Source organism: Vibrio sp. MM46 (assembly GCF_027587135.1).
In the GTDB taxonomy this organism is placed as follows: Bacteria; Pseudomonadota; Gammaproteobacteria; order Enterobacterales; family Vibrionaceae; genus Vibrio; species Vibrio harveyi.
The window spans coordinates 153,299-173,190 of the sequence record NZ_JAPPTO010000006.1; the positions used below are offsets into that span (position 1 = coordinate 153,299).

Here is a 19,892-nt window from a genome sequence, read left to right on the forward strand (position 1 = left end):
TCTACTCTATCCCGATTAAGGCGACACAAAATAAAAACCTACTAAATCTAGATTTATAAAATTTGATCTTGTGGGCAGATTTTATACAAATCTTGGAGAGCAAATTGAATGATAGGTGTCTGGTGATATTCTTGCCATGAATAGAATATTAACTCTATTTCATACAAACTATCTCAAAGGACACACTATGAAAAAAACAATTATATTGTCCGCTCTCAGTACTTTAGCGCTTATGGGCTGCCAGTCTGAGGAGGCAAAGGTTAACAATATATCAAACGCAAAAGCCGAGGATATAACCAACACAAAACGCGCACTCGCTCAGCAACTTAGTGAGAGCTATACCAGCATGGAACCAATGCTACGTAGGGACATTACCGCGGAGCACACTAGCGTCCCAGTATCTTCCTTTGTTGAACAAACGCCTCAAGCTGCTTTCAGTAAACAGCTTGTACAAGCCGACAACCAAATCCGCACATGGAAAGGCATCGAACAATACTCAGATCAGTTGCTAGAAGTCCGTCTAGCGAATGAAGAGATGCTAAATGTATGGCAAGAAGGGAAAGTCGATCCCCTATTTGCTTTCGAGCCAAGCGGTGATGACTCGCAATGGCAGTATATCGAAGCGTACGATGTATATGGTCAAATCCACCAGCTCGATGTCTATCAGCTTCCTGACGTACCAGTATTGGTTGTCGACAATAACAGCTCTGCAGAACTAAAAGCAGGTCTGCAAGCGATGCAAGCTGAGATGAAGAGCTTAGGTCAAGCCACGATGGTTCAGCCATACCTAGCGGACAAACAGCAAGTTAATTCCCCACTTCTCGCTAGCGCTGAAAGTTCGGTTCAACCAATTCAGACTACACAACTGAAGAAGATCCGTCTTTCTGATGACCAAGAACCATGGATCTCGGGTAAAGCAGAAATCTACGCCATCGTCACAGGGGTGAACCCAAGTCGCGACGAGCCGACGTTAGATTTAGTCGAGCTTCCATATTTGGATTATGACAACAAAGACTATTACCCGAATCAAATCATCATTCATTGGTCTCGTTACCGTTGGGGCGCGGCTGACATTGTATTGATGGAACAAGATGACGGTACGGATTACAAACAGTTGGCAAAACTGCTCGTTCAAGTTGCTGAAGAAGTATTAAAGGCGATTCCAGATCCAGAGGTGCAGGCGTATGCCATTATTCCTCAGATCACCAACAAGATCATTGATGCAATTCCTGATGGGGTTCTGACCAATGATGACGATTTCGTTGATGTTTACTACACCCTGATGCAAGACACATCTTACGTCGACCATCCGGGCGCGGGAGTCAATGCAGTCGTCACATTAGAACCGCTCACCATTAACCCAACTCGTCCGTAACTTGTTCAATTTAAATAGGTCGTTGCATTTTGCACGACCTATTTTTCTTCTCTTCATCACAAAAAGCCGCTTCTTTAAGAAAAAATACCGCACCTGACTTTACTGTATAAAGAAACAGTATATACTGTTTTCTTATACAGTATTGTTCAGTTATACAGGTAAATAAAAATGCTGGCTCATCTAAGTGTTAATAATTTTGCGATTGTTAAGTCTTTACAGCTCGAGCTTTCAAAGGGCATGACCACCATTACTGGTGAAACAGGTGCAGGTAAGTCTATTGCAATTGATGCGTTAGGTCTTTGTTTAGGCGGACGTGCCGATGCAGGTATGGTGCGCCAAGGCGAAGAGAAAACAGAAGTCAGCGCTGCCTTTTTACTGGATAACAATCTACACGCAACGCGTTGGCTAGAAGATAACGACCTGCTTGATGGCAGCGAGTGTATCTTGCGTCGCATCATCACCAAAGAAGGTCGCTCTAGAGCCTTCATCAACGGCAGCCCAGTCCCACTTTCACAACTCAAATCTCTTGGGCAGTTGTTGATCAACATCCATGGACAGCACGCACATCATCAATTGATGAAGAGCGAGCACCAAATGGCAATGCTTGACCAATATGCAGGACATTTAAACCTATTAAAAGGCACACGCAGTGCTTACCAGCATTGGCGTCAGGCAGACAATAACCTCAAGCAACTAAAAGAGAACAGCCAGCAAAATCAGGCACAAAAGCAGTTGCTCGAATACCAAATCAAAGAACTGAATGAGTTATCGCTAGGTGAAGAAGAATTCGCAGAGCTCGAACAAGAGCACAAACGACTGTCCAATAGCGGTGAACTTGCCGCTACCTGTCAGCAAGCCATCGAACTTATTTACGAAGGTGAAGAAGTCAATGCGCTTGGTATTTTGCAATCGGCCAATCACTCCCTAATTCAATTAGCTGAATTGGATGAGAAATTAGCAGAGCTACCAAATATGCTGGCAGAAGCAATGATCCAGCTAGAAGAAACTAAAAACGAACTTCGCAGCTACCTTGATGGCATTGATGTCGATCCGGGTCGCATGGCTTATGTCGAAGAACGCTTTTCTAAAGTGATGTCAATGGCTCGTAAACACCACGTTATGCCTGATGAGCTATATCAACACCATCAAGATCTGTTGGCTCAAATCGAAGCGCTCGATTGCTCTGATGAACGTTTGGATGAACTCGCTCAAGAAGTTGAACAAAAATATCAAAGCTTCTTGACCCAAGCGGAAAAACTGCACAAATCACGCAGTCGCTACGCAAAAGAGTTGAACAAACTGATCACACAAAGCATGCACGAATTGAGCATGGAGAAAGCGGTATTCAGCATTGAAGTGAACAACGAAAATACCCACCCATCACCGCTGGGAATGGACAGCGTCTGCTTCTTGGTTTCAACCAACCCAGGTCAGCCATTGCAACCCATCGCTAAAGTGGCATCGGGTGGTGAGCTATCACGTATCTCATTAGCCATCCAAGTGATCACCGCGCAGAAAGTAGATACTCCAAGCTTGATCTTCGATGAAGTAGACGTAGGTATCAGTGGTCCAACCGCCGCTGTTGTCGGTAAGATGCTGCGCAAACTAGGAGAGTCGACCCAAGTAATGTGTGTCACCCACTTACCTCAAGTCGCAGGTTGTGGTCATCAGCAAATGTTTGTCGCAAAACACACCAAAGGTGGTCAAACTGAAACACAAATGCGCTCACTAGATGAAGAGCAACGTGTGGCAGAATTAGCTCGTCTACTTGGTGGTAGTCAAATTACAGATTCTACATTGGCAAATGCTAAAGAACTGCTTATCGCTGCTTAAGATTATTACTGAGCCACCGCATATCAATCAGTTCAGTGGCTCTCTCCCATTTCAACTGCCCCAGTACTTTTGCTTTTCGCTAAACGAATGCGCAATGTTCCGCCAATTATTGTTCAATCTCAGCGAATAAATGCAACTCAACTCAAAATTCGTTGTCAGATTCCCTACCATACGACGCATAGCTTTTTACATCTGCGTCGAGCTTGTTTATTATCAGCGCAGTATTTTAAAGGTTACTAAGAAATTATTATGCAATTAAAGAAGTGGTTAGTTGCCGTACCATTAGCAATGACATTGCTGACAGGATGTTCGGTATTGGAAAAACTGGTTTATCGCATTGATATCAACCAAGGCAACTACGTAGAACAAAGTGCGGTTGATAAATTAAAGTTTGGGATGACTAAAGCACAGGTTCGCTACGTTCTTGGTTCACCTATGTTGGTTGAAAATGGCTACCCGAATACGTGGTACTACATTTACCACCACACTCCTGGTCACGGTGACTCAGTGCAAAAAGATCTTATCGTTCAGTTTAACGACCAAGGCACGCTGGCAGACATCACTGGTGACTACCCGAAAAGCGATGCATTTTACGAGAAGATTCAGTAAGCAACCTTTATTTTCACTGTATTCTTAAAGCCTCCTGACGGAGGCTTTTTTATTTCTGCTCAACAGAGCAAGGAAAGTTCGCCCCACAAAAAACAACACCTCCCAATTGGGAGGCGTTGTTCGTAATCAAAAGCATTATTCCTCAGCTTTTCTCAAAGCATTGGGCTTACCGCCTGTCACAGGGTCTGCACTACCAGCGGCCTTTGCTTGCTCCGCTCGTTTACGACGAATCTCTTTTGGATCTGCCAATAGTGGGCGGTAAATTTCGATACGGTCTTTGTCGCGTACCGTTGCATCTAATCGCACGTTACGGCTGTAAACACCGACTTTATTCTTCTTCAAATCAATCTCCGGGTATAGCTCAAGCACACCCGACTGGCGGATAATATCTTCAACCGTTGCTTGATTGTTTACCACCAAATTGAATACACGCTGCTCTTGAGGAAGCGCATAAACCACTTCCACGTGAATCATGTCCGACTCAATACTCATAGCACTCGTACACCTGTTTCGCGCGTTTGGTAAAAGCATTCACCATGTTATTGGTTAGCTCATTAAAAATCTTGCCGAAAGCCATTTCGATCATCTTGCTTGAGAATTCAAACTCAAGCTTCAGTTCCACTTTACACGCCTGCTCATCCAAAGCAGTGAAGATCCAACCACCACGCAGTGTCTTAAATGGACCATCGACCAAATTCATCATGATCGCTTGACCCGGAATAATCTCGTTAGAGGTTGTAAATGTCTTACTGATACCTGCTTTTGCTACATCGACAGAAGCCACCATACCATCGTCCGAAGACTCAATGATTCGTGAACCTGAACAACCAGGTAGAAACTCAGGATACTTAGAAACATCATTGACCAGATCGAACATCTGCTCTGCACTAAAAGACACCAAGGCAGAACGGCTGATTTGCTTCATACACACTCCTATCGATACGCGTACATGTTTAAGGCTTGTGCCAATTCTACTTTTATTCCACGATAGCGCAAATAAAAGGATTTCCTAACCCATATCCAACCCGTATAATGAGTCCATTATGGTAAAGAAAAAATCAAAGCAAAAAGCGGGTAGCAACACTATCGCGCTGAATAAAAAAGCTCGCCACGAATACTTCATTGACGATGAAATTGAAGCAGGCTTGGAGCTACAAGGCTGGGAAGTGAAAGCACTTCGCCAAGGTAAAGCCAATATCGCTGAAAGCTACGTTTTCATGCGTGACGGAGAAGCTTTTGTCAGCGGAATGACCATCACGCCTCTTAACCAAGCTTCTACTCACGTTGTCGCAAACCCTACACGTGTGCGCAAACTATTGATGAGTCGTCGTGAACTCGACAACCTTCTTGGTCGCATCAACCGTGAAGGTATGACGCTAGCCGCATTGTCACTGTACTGGTCTCGCTCTTGGGTGAAGATCAAAATCGGTGTTGCGAAAGGTAAAAAACTTCACGACAAACGTACCGATCTGAAAGAAAAAGACTGGGCTCGTGAAAAAGCACGCGTGATGAAGAGTTCACTGCGTTAAACTTGACCACTTAGACGCATAGTACTGGACAGCTTAGGCTTTTCTGTTACTATGCCGATATTACCTCTGGGGCTGATTTAGGATTCGACGGGAATTCAGAAGTCTGAGGTGCATGCCGAGGTGCGGTAGGCCTCGTTAACAAACCGCAAAAAAATAGTCGCAAACGACGAAAACTACGCACTAGCAGCTTAATAACCTGCTCAGAGCTCTCTCGCCCTAGCTTCCGCACGTAAGACGGGGACCAACGAGGGATCAAACCCAAACGCGCTAGCCCGGATTCTCCCGCCTGAGAGATGAACGGCGAATTTTAATTCAGGATAGTCATTCATTAGCGTGTCGGTTCGCAGGTGGGTGGTGAATTTAAAGATCGACTAAGCATGTAGTACCAATGATGAAAGGTTTTCGGACGCGGGTTCAACTCCCGCCAGCTCCACCAAACGTTTGGAAAGGGCCAACTCGAAAGGGTTGGCCCTTTTTGTATCTGCGATTCGTATTTCCCCTCAACTCATCGCTTTGATTCCTAGCCAAAATCTCTTAGTCTGTGGTTAAGCATTCATCAATGGACATGAGTTTATGCTAAAAGGCAGTGAGTACCCTTCTATTCGTGCGCTGCGAACCTTTGTTGCAGTTGCTAACCATCTGAGTTTTTCTAAAGCGGCAGAGAGTTTGTGCGTAACTCAAGGTGCCGTGAGCAAACAAATTGCGACGTTAGAGCAACTGGTTGGGTTACCTTTGATTCAGCGTGGTATCAATGGTATTGAACTCAGCGAAGAAGGAAAACGTTACTTACCCAAGGTGACCGAAGCGCTGGAGATAATCCAACATGCGACGGCAAGCTTGATTCAAACCAACACAGAGCAAGAGTTATTGGTGGTTGATGTTACGCCTTCTTTCGCCAGTTTGTGGTTGGTGCCAAACATTGATGCATTCCATCAAATCCATCCTGATATCCGCGTTAAAGTTCGCACCAGTGATGGTCCAATAAATCAGTTAGACGTAGACAGCGACATCACCATCCGTTGCCTTCCTCTCTCTAGTCACTACGAACATGGTCGATTGTTGCGTCAAGAAACGCTGCTGCTAACGGGCTCATCAAGTTCTTCAACGTGTAACGACAAACAATCCATTACGGATTTCGCTTTTATTCCTCAAACAACGCGCCCGCAGTTGTGGGAGCAGTTCAAACTAGAGCAATCTCTGCAAAGCGCGATTCATTATCACCCTGTCGGTCATGAGCATTTCTATCTTTCTTATGAAGCGGTAAAGCTTGGCAAAGGGCTTGCCCTCCTGCCTGATTTTATGGTGCAACAGGCGATGTCGAGAGATGAGGTCTACCACATCCAACAATTGCGTATGCATAGCCATTATGGCTATTACGTATTTGTGCCGAACTACCGTCTAGCGGCGCGAAAAGTCTCGCTGTTCACTGATTGGCTATTTACTCAACTTGGAGAAGGCGTCGGTTAGATAACGACTCCGCTTCAATTTTTCAAACTGTGGTTGAAGCCAGCACATGTAAAGATATTCGCGTTACACTGAAGGTGTTGCCAACTGTAATGAGGGTTTATGACGTTATCTCCTGCCTTTCTGCGTAAAATCTGGTACTCCCCTTCTGTCAACCTTGGTTTGCGTGCTACCAGCGCGATTGTCATATTCATGGGATTGGGTGTGCTATTCAACCAAATCAATCTCGCCATGACAGCTTTAATGACCATGCCTGCAGCATTGATCAGCGGTTTAGACACTGCCGGTCCTAGACGCTGGACACGCTTTGCGATTACCGCTTTTACGTGGAGCATTACGCTCGTCATCAGTTATGCTCTGCTGAATATGGGCTTACCGCTGTGGCTAACTTACGGCGCGATGGGAGCAATATTGGCGAGTACAGCAGTGAATGGTCCGTTTTGGGGACGTCTTGGCATGTCGAGCTTGCTGATCGCGGTCGTGAGCTTGTCACTACATAATTCCAGCGCGGTACTTGGTCTCTATCCTATGTTGGTGTTGGGACCACTCACTTTTGCGCTGTTCAGTTGGCTTTGGTTTGCCTTATGGAAACATTACGCGCTGCGTGTTTGTCTTTCTGCGATTTACGAGACGCTAGCGGACTACATTCAATATCGCCAAGCTTTCTTACTTGGAAGCGAAACCGATGCTCCGAAACGACGCATCAAATATCAGTTGATTGAACTGTTCCAACAAGCACTGCAATCAGAATCTTTTCGCTCGAAACATGAAGATGCCAACTCTCTACGTCAGGCTTTGTTTTTGGCGCTCGATACATTTGAAGTCGTCTTGAGCAGCCATACCAGCAACCCTGATCTGCTTAAGCAATTTCAATCCAGTAAACCGAAACGAGATCTGCTCTTGGTTTGGAGCCAACACTGCCAGCAAAGATTAAGACACAAAGCCAAGCAGCTTTTACATAACACGCATGAAGAGATGGAACACTTGAGCTCACTAGAGCAGGAAGCCCATGATTTGATTGAGGCGGTGAAGTTAGAAGACCAACCTCGCTTTCGCTACTGGGCATACGCGGTAAAGCATATTTCTCGTCGTATTGAGCTCAATGAGCCCGCTTATGAACGCTCCTTTGAGGTGCAACCATTCGAGCTGTCTTTTCGTTTGCCAAGTCGAGGCAACCCAATTTGGCGCCATGTGACTCGCGTTGGTTTGATGTTCGCTCTTGGAGCTGGGATTGCTGAATACTTTGAATTGATTCGCCCGGATTGGGTGTTGATTTCCATGTTGATGGTCATTCAACCGAGTTTCTTGGCAACCCGAAGTAAAACTTGGCAACGCAGCTTAGGCACGGCACTTGGGGTACTCTTCGCCACCTCTTTGATTCATCTTGGCGTACCAACGACCATCCTGTTGGTATTAATCGCGCTCCTATTACCCATCGCAATGCTCAATATTATGCGCCATTACTCGCTGGCGATTGGCTGTATTACCGCGCTGTTGATTTTGGTTTATCAAACCATGGCACACCAGGGGCTCGACTTTGCCGCTCCGCGCTTGATCGACAATGTCGTCGGTGGCGCAATTGTCCTACTTGGTTATGGATTATTGTGGCCGCAGTGGCGAGGTAAGGAGATTCATACCCAAGCATTAAAAGCGCTCGATAGTTCAAAAAGCTTATTTGTGTATTGCTATGAGCAGTTACAAGTCGACACAGAGCAACGTGATCACATGGCGCTCACTAAGCAACGTGCCGCCATGCTCACTGCAGAAAGCGATCTTGAACTGATTTACAACGAGATGCAGCAAGAGCCAAGGCACACTCGCGCCGATCCGCATTATTATGAAGATATGTTGAGCCATTATCGCTTGTTGAGTCACTACCTCTGCTTGCTGATCCCTCTAGTGAGAGGGGGCACCCATTACCAAGGTTCATTGCAAGTAGAACGCCTGATTCATGATGCGATGGATGCGTTGATCAGTACGATTCGTGACAATCGTGTTCATGAGCTGCCAGCACTGAGCAATAAAACCGATGCCAATCATCCCTCCTCGACCGCAGGACAGCGCTCTGTCGAAGAGATCATCTGGTTAGCATTGATGACGATTAAGCAAATGCACGACTTAGTAAGGCGTAACCTAAAAGACTAAATACGCGCCACTATTATCAACGGAATGTCAGATTTGACTATTTGAGAACAACGTCGATTGACCAAGCTAACTAACAGGAGTATCACTCCAGCTTCGTTCCACTTTGGTTAGAGGAAAGCATTTGGAACACATTAATGATTTACTGATGGCGATGAAGCCGCTGCTTGAGCAATATGGCTATCTCGCCCTTATCGTCAGCATCTTTCTTGAAGGTATTGGCATTCCGATGCCGGGGCAATCGCTGATGATTGCGGCGTCTATCATCTCATCTGAGCATGTCATGAACCTTAGCCTAGTGATGATAGTCTCTTGGTTGAGTTGCTTTTTTGGCAACACGTGCGGCTACCTGATTGGCTATTACTTTGAAGGTTGGTTAGACAAGAAAGGCTATATTTCTGGCCCTAAAATGCTGAAGCTACAAAATACAATTCAGAGGTATGGTCCTGCTTGCTTGGTTGTCAGCCGCTTTATTGAAGGAATGAAACAGTTTATGCCGCTTGCTTGTGGCATTGCTAAGATGTCGCGTAAAGAGTTCTTATTGGGCAACGCCCTTGCAACCACCATTTGGGTTGCCGTGTTCAGTTTGCTCACTAACTTTGCGTTTGAGCATCTAAGCGTTCTCAGCCAGTTCTATACCGAGCATCGCTACGTGGTTTGGTCGAGCGCAGCGTTGTTGTTCTCACTGATGATCTTCGCGCTCCTCAAACGAAAAAAAGCATAAATACTCTACACAAGTAAAATTCTACAAAGGCTCACAGTATCAATAAGATATGTTATGTGAGCCTTTTTTCTTGGTCTTTTCGATTAAAAATAACCAGCCATTTAGACGTCTAGACGTTGACAAGTCTTTGGTGTCAGATTAGTCTGCTCGCCTTATTTGTTGATTATGTTGTCGTTCACATGTCTGGTTCTAAAAATTCTAATAAAGCAATCGCACCATCAGCGGTCGCACTTTTACCTTTAGTGCTATTCCTTGCGCTGTTTATTGGCGTGGGCACTTACTTATCCTTGCAAGGCGTTGATTTCGCCTTCTACCAACTGCCAGCGCCTATCGCGGTATTGCCTGCTGTGATCCTTGCGCTCATCCTAAGCAAAGACAAACTCAATCGCTCTATCGAACACTTTATGCGTGGCGTTGGTCATCAAGACATCATCGCGATGTGTATGATCTACCTGCTTGCCGGTGCCTTTGCTGCAGTTGCAAAAGCGTCTGGCGGCGTAGATGCGACAGTTAACCTTGGTCTTTCTGCGATTCCAACTAGCATGATCTTGCCGGGTATCTTCCTGATTTCTGCATTTATTGCGACAGCGATGGGCACCTCAATGGGTACCATCGCAGCAGTTGCGCCTGTTGCTCTGGGCATTGCTCAATCAGCAGGTATGAGTCTTCCATTGACTGCTGGTGTAGTGCTTAGCGGCGCAATGTTTGGTGATAACCTTTCGATCATCTCAGACACCACGATTGCGGCAACCCGTTCTCAAGGCTGTGAGATGAAGGACAAATTCAAAGAGAACATCCGTATCGCACTACCAGCAGCACTGGTTGCGCTTGTGATCTTCGCCTTCAACAGCACAGCGACTCAAGTACCAGAAACCGGTCCTATTGAATGGTTGAAAGTGCTGCCATATGTGACGATTCTTATCCTTGCTGTATCAGGCATGAATGTGTTTGTCGTGCTTACTATTGGTATCGTTTTGGCAGGCGGCGTGAGCTTGTCTTCTATCGATGATTACGGTCTAACCAACTTCGCACAAGACATCTACTCAGGCTTTGGCAACATGCAAGAGATCTTCCTGCTATCCATGCTGATTGGTGGTCTGAGTGAGCTTATGCGTCGCCAAGGCGGTCTCGCGTTTCTAACTAACCTAGTGAGCGGCATCATCCGTACGTTTGGCTCTAGCCACTCGAAAGAAGCAAATGGTCGTGCAAGTGAGCTCGGTATTGCTGGTCTGGTTTCGATGGTGAATACCTGTACCGCCAACAACACCGTTGCCATCATCGTATCAGGTAGCGTGGCTCGTCAGCTGGCAGAAGAGAACAACGTTTCACCGCGTCGCTCTGCAAGTTTGTTGGACATTTTCTCGTGTGTTATCCAAGGTGTATTGCCATACGGTGCGCAAGTTCTGCTATTGGGCTCGGTATTTAACCTTTCTCCACTAGAAGTTGTCGCGAACTCTTATTACTGTTTCGCGCTTGCAATTGCAGCTATCGTGGCGGTGTTTATCAAGCATCCGGCACGTCAGCCTGTCCCTCAGACTGAAAGCTAAAATTAACTTTGAAGAAGGGCTCCGATTGGAGCCTTTTTTGTGTCTTAAGAAAAGAAGCGATTCCCTACTCGCTCCTTCGCCGCTCTAGATAATGACGCTATGTAAAACAAAGCATCAACCAAGGCTAATTCCGTCATTCTCGAGAAGGAGGAACGACTGAGTCGGGAATCTCTCAAATCAACTACCACTCAGGCTAAGGCGAAAACTCTCCGCATCATGCAGGGGCACATCGAGCAATTCACAAATCTCTTTCAATCGCCGAACTTGCTCTGCATTGCTTTTCGCGAGCTGACCATCCGAACTCAAATGGTTGTTCTCAAAGCCTACCCGAACATCCAATCCCAGTAACATTGCATGGGTTAAACAGTCTTGCTCTCTCGCGCCAAACGCGCATACGGCACATCTAACGTTCTCTTCGATAAAGCGCTCCAAATGCAGTGCCCGTAAATCCCATGGCGAAGATTGTTGAGCCTCATGATATCGACCAAGTACCACTAACGCGTGTTGGTTTTGCTTTGGTAAAACGCCTCGCTCTCTTAGGGAGAAATAGCGCTCGATGTCTGCCTGATCATACAAAATGATTTGGCTGAGAATGCCCTGAGAAGCGACCCAATCAAAAAAGATAAGACCTTGCTCCTCACTCTGCTCATCAGGAATCAGTTCACGCAAAGCAAAAGAGGCGGCTTCTGGTTTTACCGCTTTGATCAGCGCCATTTGCTGTTGTGGTGAATACATACCAACAGCCTCAGTTGTGAGCTGAACTATCATCGAATTCCCAACCGCAGCTTTCACCGCGTGGTAGATTTCTAAGTTGTCATCAACCTCTAGAGAATGCCTGCCTTGCACATCTCTCGCGTGCAAATGGATCATGGTAGCCCCTGCCGTTTGACATGCTTTCGCCTCGGCAACCATTTCTTCAGTATTCATCGGCAATTGAGCATGATCTTGCTTGGTTTTTTTCGCTCCATTAGGCGCAACAATAATCGCAATTCGAGCTCTTTCTGTAGGGGAATTTATTACCATGTTTGCGACACCTCTCTGAGTGTACGAGTGAGCTTTTCCACCAGCTCGTCGATGTGGCTTCGTTCGATGATAAAAGGCGGTGCAAGAAGGATATGATGCCCATTGACACCATCAATCGTGCCCCCCATTGGATAGCACATCAGTCCATTTTTCATCGCTTGATGTTTGATCTTTTTGTCTACCAAAATTGAATTAGGCAGAGGGATTTTACTTACTTTGTCTGCCACAAGTTCAATGCCAAGAAACAGCCCTTTACCACGAATATCCCCAATATACGGGAAGTCTGAAAGTGCTGACTCGAGTTCTCTTTTTAACATTGCTCCTTGTTGGTTGACGGCTTGCAGGAGCTTTTGGTCACCGATGGTCTGAATGGTTGCAACGGCGGCTGCGCATGCGACGGGATGCGCCATAAAAGTATGCCCATGTTGAAAGAAGCCACTACCAGACGCGATTGCTTGATAGACTCTGTCATTGGCAACAACGGCTCCGATAGGTTGATAACCCGCACCTAATCCTTTCGCCATGCAGACTAAATCTGGGACGGCTTGCTCTTGTTCAAAAGCAAAAAAGCTACCGCTACGACCAACGCCACACATCACCTCATCCATGATCAGCAACACATCATAGCGATCGCAAATCTCTCGTATTCGTTTGAAGTAACCTAGAGTGGCAGGTACTGCGCCAGCTGTTGCGCCAACAATCGGCTCTGCAACAAACGCCATGACGTTATCCGAGCCCAGTTCTAAAATTTTAGCTTCAAGTTCATTGGCAGCTCTCAGTGAGTAATCGAGCTCTGATTCACCTTCTCTTTGATGACGATAGGCATAGCACGGCGCAATGTGATGGCTTGGGTGCAAAATGGGTTTAAAAGGCTCACGCCGCCATTCGTTACCACCAACAGCCAACGCACCAAGCGTATTACCGTGATAACTTTGCTGGCGAGCAATAAACTGCTTTTTCTCTGGCTTACCACATTCCACAAAGTATTGTCTTGCCATCTTTAGTGCAGATTCAACCGCTTCAGAGCCCCCACAGACTAAGTAGACGTGATTGAATTGCGATGGCATTTGCTGGCAAATCAACTCAGCCAACTGCTTACTTACTTCACTAGTAAAAAAGCCAGTATGAGCAAAAGGTACTTTTTCGATTTGGTCGAGCATGGCTTGTTTAACAGCTTGGTGGCTGTGCCCAAGGTTTGATACGGCAGCGCCACCGCAAGCATCGAGATATTGATTACCTTGGCTATCGAACAGATAAACCCCTTCCCCTCTGGCGATAGTAGGCAACTTGGCGTGACAATGGCGGTGAAACACATAAGACATGAGCGTCCCTTCCTAGTGACTATTTGCTAAGCATAGTCAGGAAGATGCGATTTATACGCAAGGTAAGAAAAGTTAACCGCGATGAGCATTTGGAATAGACGCAGGAGTAACGATAAAAACGTATAAGAAGCCTTGATTTATAAATGATAATAATTATCATTAAGATCAAGTAACAGATGGAAGGTGTTTTATGGATTGCGTGATGACATGGCTAACTGCAGAGATTGACGACTATAAGGATAGATTACAAACAGCCACTTCAGAGTTCTTTCTTGCAGAGATGAATCTTAATCGTCATGGTCCGTCTGAAAAACGGTTATCAGAGTATTATCATGCGAGTCTCGACGTCGCCCTGACTGCTCGTGATAGCGGTGATGATATGAGTTATCTACTTTGCCTAAAAAAGCTCTACACCAGAATGATGGCTGAATTGAATGACACCAATAACGAGCTTTGCTGCCGCTCCCAATGCAAAGCCTACGCACTTGATTCACTCAATCTCACTTGTCAACTCTACAAAGGCTATGACGTGATGGACAAAGCCAAGATCCTTCGCACTGACTTTGCCAAACGCTCGTCCATTACCTAACACAGAAGCTCTGCGGAAATCACGCCATTTCTAGCGCTTGAACTTGCTTAAAGATACTCTTAACCATAGCTTCAATGCCTTGGTTTCTGGCCGGAGTTAATTGTTGCTGTAAACCTAACTCAGCAAAAATGCTTTTAATGTTAGTCTCCAACAACTGCTTCGGTGTTTTATCTTGCAATAACAAGCACACCACAGCGACAAGCCCTTTCACTAAAGCCGCGTCGCTGCTACCCAACAATTGCACTTTTCCTTGTTCTACTTGTACCTGAATCCATACTTGGCTTTGACAGCCGTAAATGGCCGTCTGTTCAGTCTGTAACGCTTCTGGTAAACGAGCAAACTTCTCGCCAAGCGAAATGATGTATAAGTACTTGTCTTCCCAATCAATACATCGATTGAAGTTTTTAATTAATTGTTTTTGGTCCACTACTTTCTCTTTCCTATCCGACTAACAAGGTATGGATACGTTTTAGGCTAGAAACCAAAACATCAATATCTTGTTGATTATTATATAAAGCAACCGATGCACGACACATCGCAGGTACTTGGTAGTATTTCATCAGAGGTTGAGCGCAATGATGCCCCGTTCGAATCGCAACACCGTACTTATCTAAAAAGCTACCCACATCAAAGGCATGCACTTGTGCAAGGTTGAATGACACTACGCCGCAGCGCTCTTGAGGACCATAAATGACAATATCTGGCACCGTCTTTAATTGATCGTAGAGGTAGTCAACCAATGCTTGTTCATAGCGACCAATCGCTTCAAACCCAAGATCGAGCACATAATCAATCGCACACCCTAAACCGATAATGCCTGCAACATTAGGAGTGCCAGCTTCAAAACGCCATGGCGCGTCGTTATAAGTGGCTCCTTGGTAAAGATCGACCTCTTTTATCATCGCGCCGCCACCTTCCCACGGAGGCATAATATCAAGCAGCTCTTTCTTCGCGTATAACACCCCTACCCCTGTCGGACCATAGAGCTTATGCCCTGAAAAGACATAGAAGTCGCAGTCAATTTCTTGTACATCGACCGCTTGGTGCATCACTGCTTGTGCCCCATCTACCAGCACTCGGGTGCCATTCTGATGAGCCAACTCGATGATATTTTTGACCGGATTAATGGTACCAAGCACATTAGAGACGTGGGTGACCGCTAATAAGCGAGTACGCCCAGTCATCAGCGTTTTCAGCGTATCCAAACTCAAGCTTCCATCAAGCTCTAGCGGCCACACCACCACTTTGATCCCGATGTCTTGTTCTAGCATTTGCCAAGGCACGATATTGGCGTGATGCTCCATTTCAGACACGATGATCTCATCACCTTCCGTCAACTGCGCTTTCGCATAAGCATTCGCAACAAGGTTAATGCCATGCGTAGTTCCATGAACAAAAACCACCTCTTCACGCAGCTTGGCACTAATGAATTGCTGAACCTTATCACGCGCTTGTTCCATCAAGTCTGTCGCATGAGCACTCAAATGATGGATTCCACGATGAACCGCTGCGTTTTCATGTCGATAAAAGGTGTCGACTCGTTCAATCACGACCGATGGTTTATGTGCACTTGCTGCGCTGTCTAAGTAAACCAAAGACTTGTTGTTCACTTCCTGATGTAAGGTTGGAAAGTGTGCTCGTTGCGCTGTTATGGAAGAGCTCATGCATTTACCTCTGCTAGCTTGGACTCTATATGCTGTAAAACCAGCGTACGAATAACGTCAATATCAATCGCCTCTGCGACTTCCGCGGCAAAGGCAAGGGTGATCAATTGTTCAGCTTGGTGCTTTGGCAATCCGCGAGCCTGCAAATAAAACACCTGCTCTTTGCTCAATGCTCCTGTGGTAGTACCGTGACTGCACTTCACGTCGTCCGCATAGATCTCCAGTTGAGGCTTACTGTTGACCTCACACGCTTTACTTAGCAACAAGTTGTGATTGTCCATTTGTCCGTCAGTTTTGAGCGCGTTTGGGGCGACTTTGATCATGCCGTTAAATACTGCTTTGCCTTGCTGACTGGCAATAATTTTGTGCAGTTGCTGACTCGTGCAATGCCCTTTGTTGTGTTCAAGGTAAGTACGCGTGTCGTACGTTTGCTGATGGCTAGGTAGCGCTAGGCTGTTGATTTCAATCTCTGTATTTTCGCCATTTAACTGGCAGCTGGTGTGGTGGCGCGTCAATTGACCAGAGAGCAAAAAAGTCTGGCTTGATACATTTGCATCTCGTCCAACGAAAAGATCATTGTGAGCAAAATGGTAATGTTCCACAGAACCCAAGCAGAGCTTGTAATGGGTAAGCTCAGCGTTGTCCGAAACCTCCATCGTAAGTCGCGAACCGGAATAACTTGCTGCCACACGGTTGCCATGACAAGCAGAAAGAAGGTGCTCAACAATTTTAACTTCGCTACTTTGTCCGACTTTTAGGTGTACGCGATGATGTGCCATACCACCTTGAGGTCGAGACTCAATTTGCATCAAGTAAATAGGCTTGGCTACGGTATGTTTGGCATCGACCTCAATCAACAAAGTCGTATCGGAAAATGCTTCCGTGAGATGCAAAAAGATTTCTGGTGCAATCGCGGCAGGCAACGCTTGTTTTGCATCACCATTAAGTAAAGAAAGTCGAAATGCCTCGCCATCAATATCACTCAAATTAGGTTGGAACTGACCGTTCACAAAAACTAACCTTTCTGCATCCATATCAAGCTTGTGAGCCTGAACGAAAGCCATCGATACATCAGTCTCACGCTGGCTGGAAAAATCAATGGCATCGAAGCCTTCAAGCGAGGTGTATTTCCAATCTTCATGCTGACGAGTCGGTAATCCTTGTGCTAACGCGGCTTGCCAATGGTATTTGGCAACCTCATCTAACTCAATCAGACGAGGCTTTAAATAGTCACTGAATGGCAATAGACAATTACTCCTCTCCGGTGAGCCAACCATAGCCCTTCTCCTCTAACTCAGCCACCATAGAGAAATCACCCGATTTGATGATTTTTCCTTGATACAGCACGTGCACAAAGTCAGGTTTGATGTAATCAAGAATGCGTTGGTAATGGGTCACAATGATGAAAGAACGTTTGCCGTCTTTTAGGCTATTTACGCCATTAGCAACTTCTTTAAGTGCATCAATATCTAATCCAGAATCGGTCTCGTCCAAAATGCAAAGTTGTGGGTCAAGTACCGCCATTTGCAAGATGTCATTACGCTTCTTTTCTCCGCCAGAAAAGCCGACGTTTACCGAGCGAGAAAGTAAGTCTTTCGGCATATTGAGAAGCTCAATTTTCTCCTCAATTAAATCCGCAAGTTCAAAGCGTTCCAATTCCGGAAGTTCACGGTATTTTCGCACCGCATTCACTGATGCTTGTAAGAAGAGATGGTTACTCACTCCCGGAATTTCGACAGGGTATTGGAATGCCAAGAACACGCCTTCGCCTGCACGTTCATCAGGATCTAATTCCAATAAATCCTTGCCGTTGAAATCGACAGATCCATCGGTAATTTCGTAGTCTTCACGTCCCGCGAGCGTGCTTGCCAGCGTGCTTTTACCGGAACCGTTTGGTCCCATGATGGCGTGAATTTCTCCAGGGTTAATCTGAAGATTGACTCCTTTTAGAATTTCTTGTTCTTCAATTTGGGCTTTTAAGTTGTTAATTATTAACATTTTTCATTATCCAACGCTGTGTTCTAAGCTGATTGCCAATAATTTTTGTGCTTCTACGGCAAACTCCAGCGGTAATTCGGAAAACACATCCTTACAAAAACCGTTCACAATCATTGAGATCGCATCCTCTTCAGCGATGCCTCGTTGTGAACAGTAAAACAGTTGGTCTTCACCAATTTTGGTTGTGGTTGCTTCATGCTCGACCTGAGCGGAGTTGTTTTTTACTTCAACGTAAGGGAAGGTATGCGCCCCACAATCCGGACCGATGAGCATCGAGTCACATTGAGTGAAATTTCGCGCATTTTCAGCGCTCGGTAAGATCTTCACTAATCCGCGGTAGCTGTTTTCACTGTGCCCAGCGGAGACGCCTTTTGAGATGATGGTGGACTTGGTATTTTTACCGATATGGATCATCTTAGTGCCAGTGTCAGCCAACTGCTTACCCGACGTTAACGCGATGGAATAAAACTCACCGATCGAGTTATCCCCTTGGAGAATGACGCTTGGGTACTTCCATGTAATGGCAGATCCCGTTTCGGATTGAGTCCAAGACATCTTTGAACCACTGCCTTTACACAGCGCTCGCTTGGTCACAAAGTTGAGGATACCGCCGTTGGTATCTTTGCCTGAGAACCAGTTTTGTACGGTCGAATACTTCACGTAAGCATCTTTGAGGACGATCACTTCTACCACCGCAGCATGCAGCTGGTAATTATCATGCGATGGTGCCGAACATCCTTCGATATAGCTGACATAGCTGCCCTCATCAGCAATCAAAATCGTACGTTCAAATTGACCTGTTTTTGCAGCATTGATCCGGAAATAGGTCGAGAGCTCCATAGGACACTCAACACCTTTGGGGATGTAAACGAAGGTGCCATCCGACGCAACGGCAGCATTTAGCGCAGCAAAGAAGTTATCTTCTGGCGGGACGACTGTCCCTAGGTACTCTTGTACTAGCTCAGGGTACTTGTGAATCGCTTCGCTGAATGAGCAAAAAATGATGCCTTTCTCTGCCAATTTTTCACTGTACGTGGTTTTGACCGATACGGAGTCAAAGATTGCATCAACAGCGACTTCGCTTCCCTCACGAACTGGCACACCCAGCAGGTCAAAAGCTTGTTCGACTTCTTTAGTCAAAAACTCCGGGTCTTGCGATGCTTCATCGCCAGCACAAGTATCATCGCACTGACCACAAGATGGCGCGGAATAATAGCTATAATCTTGATAGTTAAGCGGGGCGTAGTGCGCTTTTAACCAATGCGGTTCCTCCATGGTTTGCCAAATTCGAAACGCCCGAAGTCGGAACTCCAGCATCCATTCAGGTTCGTTTCTTTTGGCAGAAATCGCACGTACAACATCTTCATTGATGCCTGTTGCTAACTGGTCTGTCGCAATATTGCTGTAGAACCCTTGTTTGTAACTATCATCATCAACCCAAGCTTGAACATCTTCTTGGATCTCAATACCACTTTGTGTCATTGTCGGTACCATTTAAAACCAGCCACTGCCCTAGAGCAGTGCTCGCTTTTACACATTAAAACTTTCACCACAACCACAAGCACTTTGTACTTTAGGATTGTTGTACTGGAACATCTGGTTCAACCCTTGTGAAATGAAGTCCACTTCTGTTCCATCGAGATAAGGCATGGCATCAAGAGGCACAAATAACTTGGCGCCTAGATGCTCATATACAAGATCGTCAGCGATGACTTCATCCACGGTGGACAGTACATACGCGTAGCCCGCACAACCTGAAGGCTTAATTGTGAGTCGCAAGCCACATAGAGATTCGTCTTTTTCGAGCAGCTTGTTAATTTGATTGGCAGCTTTATCGGTCAGAGTTAGCCCTTGCCAACTGCTGCTTGGATCGAAGCTGTCTACTGAGTTGAGTCCCGACATGACTATTCACCTATTTAAAAACAAACACTGAGAATGATAGTTATTATCATTTATCCATTCAACCATAATGAATTTATGGGATTAAGGCATGCTGCTCGGTCACAATTTGGAATAGAAAACGAAATGGGATTTGAAAAAGAAACGGGGGCTGAAATGAAAGTTGAATATCGA

19 protein-coding genes and 1 other RNA gene are annotated in these 19,892 nt (G+C 45.8%); 10 read left to right on the top strand and 10 right to left on the bottom strand.

Translation table 11 applies throughout. The features are described from left to right. Positions 1-187 precede the first annotated feature (187 nt). The 3 genes from OH459_RS09035 to bamE all read left to right on the top strand — a co-directional run bounded on the left by OH459_RS09035 (position 188) and on the right by bamE (position 3,817). On the top strand, positions 188-1,375 hold the full coding sequence (locus OH459_RS09035) for a DUF3103 domain-containing protein (RefSeq protein ID WP_005447654.1): 1,188 nt from the start codon (positions 188-190) through the stop codon (positions 1,373-1,375). A 168-nt stretch (positions 1,376-1,543) separates the two neighbouring features. Next, a complete protein-coding gene (gene recN, locus OH459_RS09040; protein ID WP_049535692.1) occupies positions 1,544-3,208 on the top strand; it encodes a DNA repair protein RecN in 1,665 nt (554 codons plus the stop codon). Between the two features lie 249 nt (positions 3,209-3,457). Then, the gene (bamE, locus tag OH459_RS09045; RefSeq protein ID WP_005447656.1) at positions 3,458-3,817 is read left to right on the top strand and encodes an outer membrane protein assembly factor BamE; all 360 of its coding nucleotides are present in this window, start codon (positions 3,458-3,460) and stop codon (positions 3,815-3,817) included. Between the two features lie 135 nt (positions 3,818-3,952). Here the strand turns inward: bamE and OH459_RS09050 are convergent, their stop codons facing one another. Together OH459_RS09050 and OH459_RS09055 are read right to left on the bottom strand one after the other, a co-directional pair. After that, positions 3,953-4,309: an RnfH family protein gene (locus OH459_RS09050; protein WP_005447657.1), complete on the bottom strand. Its 357-nt coding sequence runs from the start codon at positions 4,307-4,309 to the stop codon at positions 3,953-3,955. Then, positions 4,299-4,742, bottom strand: a complete 444-nt coding sequence (locus tag OH459_RS09055; protein WP_005447659.1) for an SRPBCC family protein — start codon at positions 4,740-4,742, stop codon at positions 4,299-4,301. The genes OH459_RS09050 and OH459_RS09055 overlap by 11 nt, the downstream gene beginning before the upstream one ends. 118 nt (positions 4,743-4,860) lie before the next feature. On the opposite strand from OH459_RS09055, the gene smpB reads away from it, so the two are divergent. The 6 genes from smpB (at position 4,861) to OH459_RS09085 (ending at position 11,223) form a co-directional block, all read left to right on the top strand. Next, on the top strand, positions 4,861-5,346 hold the full coding sequence (gene smpB / locus OH459_RS09060) for an SsrA-binding protein SmpB (RefSeq protein ID WP_005440253.1): 486 nt from the start codon (positions 4,861-4,863) through the stop codon (positions 5,344-5,346). A 68-nt stretch (positions 5,347-5,414) separates the two neighbouring features. After that, positions 5,415-5,782, top strand: a transfer-messenger RNA (tmRNA) gene (gene ssrA / locus OH459_RS09065). Positions 5,783-5,919: 137 nt separating this feature from the next. After that, positions 5,920-6,813 carry a LysR family transcriptional regulator gene (locus tag OH459_RS09070; RefSeq protein ID WP_114321550.1) on the top strand — a complete coding sequence of 298 codons (894 nt, stop codon included), beginning with the start codon at positions 5,920-5,922 and terminating at the stop codon, positions 6,811-6,813. Between the two features lie 99 nt (positions 6,814-6,912). After that, positions 6,913-8,955, top strand: coding sequence for an FUSC family protein (locus OH459_RS09075; RefSeq protein WP_269986423.1), 2,043 nt, complete (start codon positions 6,913-6,915; stop codon positions 8,953-8,955). Between the two features lie 145 nt (positions 8,956-9,100). Further along, a complete protein-coding gene (locus OH459_RS09080) occupies positions 9,101-9,676 on the top strand; it encodes a DedA family protein (RefSeq protein WP_029789196.1) in 576 nt (191 codons plus the stop codon). A 179-nt stretch (positions 9,677-9,855) separates the two neighbouring features. Further along, positions 9,856-11,223 carry a Na+/H+ antiporter NhaC family protein gene (locus tag OH459_RS09085; protein WP_005447666.1) on the top strand — a complete coding sequence of 456 codons (1,368 nt, stop codon included), beginning with the start codon at positions 9,856-9,858 and terminating at the stop codon, positions 11,221-11,223. 177 nt (positions 11,224-11,400) lie between these two features. On the opposite strand, the gene OH459_RS09090 is transcribed toward OH459_RS09085, so the two are convergent. Beyond that, positions 11,401-12,246, bottom strand: a complete 846-nt coding sequence (locus OH459_RS09090) for a 3-keto-5-aminohexanoate cleavage protein (RefSeq protein WP_269986424.1) — start codon at positions 12,244-12,246, stop codon at positions 11,401-11,403. Further along, positions 12,240-13,568 (bottom strand): aspartate aminotransferase family protein, encoded by a 1,329-nt coding sequence (locus OH459_RS09095; RefSeq protein WP_269986425.1) that lies wholly within the window; start codon positions 13,566-13,568, stop codon positions 12,240-12,242. The genes OH459_RS09090 and OH459_RS09095 overlap by 7 nt, the downstream gene beginning before the upstream one ends. A 202-nt stretch (positions 13,569-13,770) precedes the next feature. Between OH459_RS09095 and OH459_RS09100 the strand changes: the two genes are divergently transcribed. Next, a complete protein-coding gene (locus tag OH459_RS09100; protein ID WP_227740455.1) occupies positions 13,771-14,157 on the top strand; it encodes a hypothetical protein in 387 nt (128 codons plus the stop codon). A 19-nt stretch (positions 14,158-14,176) separates the two neighbouring features. Here the strand turns inward: OH459_RS09100 and sufE are convergent, their stop codons facing one another. From sufE to sufA, 6 genes are read right to left on the bottom strand one after another with little or no spacing between them, the layout of a single operon-like run. Continuing rightward, positions 14,177-14,584 carry a cysteine desulfuration protein SufE gene (gene sufE / locus OH459_RS09105; protein WP_005447670.1) on the bottom strand — a complete coding sequence of 136 codons (408 nt, stop codon included), beginning with the start codon at positions 14,582-14,584 and terminating at the stop codon, positions 14,177-14,179. A gap of 13 nt (positions 14,585-14,597) precedes the next feature. Then, positions 14,598-15,821: a cysteine desulfurase SufS gene (sufS, locus tag OH459_RS09110; RefSeq protein ID WP_199479925.1), complete on the bottom strand. Its 1,224-nt coding sequence runs from the start codon at positions 15,819-15,821 to the stop codon at positions 14,598-14,600. Then, positions 15,818-17,098 carry a Fe-S cluster assembly protein SufD gene (sufD, locus tag OH459_RS09115; RefSeq protein WP_033007387.1) on the bottom strand — a complete coding sequence of 427 codons (1,281 nt, stop codon included), beginning with the start codon at positions 17,096-17,098 and terminating at the stop codon, positions 15,818-15,820. The genes sufS and sufD overlap by 4 nt, the downstream gene beginning before the upstream one ends. Next, positions 17,073-17,819, bottom strand: a complete 747-nt coding sequence (gene sufC, locus OH459_RS09120) for a Fe-S cluster assembly ATPase SufC (RefSeq protein ID WP_017818897.1) — start codon at positions 17,817-17,819, stop codon at positions 17,073-17,075. Before sufC ends, sufD begins: the two co-directional genes overlap by 26 nt. Positions 17,820-17,825: 6 nt before the next feature. Further along, a complete protein-coding gene (gene sufB / locus OH459_RS09125; protein WP_269986430.1) occupies positions 17,826-19,301 on the bottom strand; it encodes a Fe-S cluster assembly protein SufB in 1,476 nt (491 codons plus the stop codon). A gap of 48 nt (positions 19,302-19,349) precedes the next feature. Further along, complete coding sequence (gene sufA / locus OH459_RS09130) at positions 19,350-19,721, bottom strand: Fe-S cluster assembly scaffold SufA (protein WP_005447677.1); 372 nt, start codon at positions 19,719-19,721, stop codon at positions 19,350-19,352. Between the last annotated feature and the right edge of the window lie 171 nt (positions 19,722-19,892).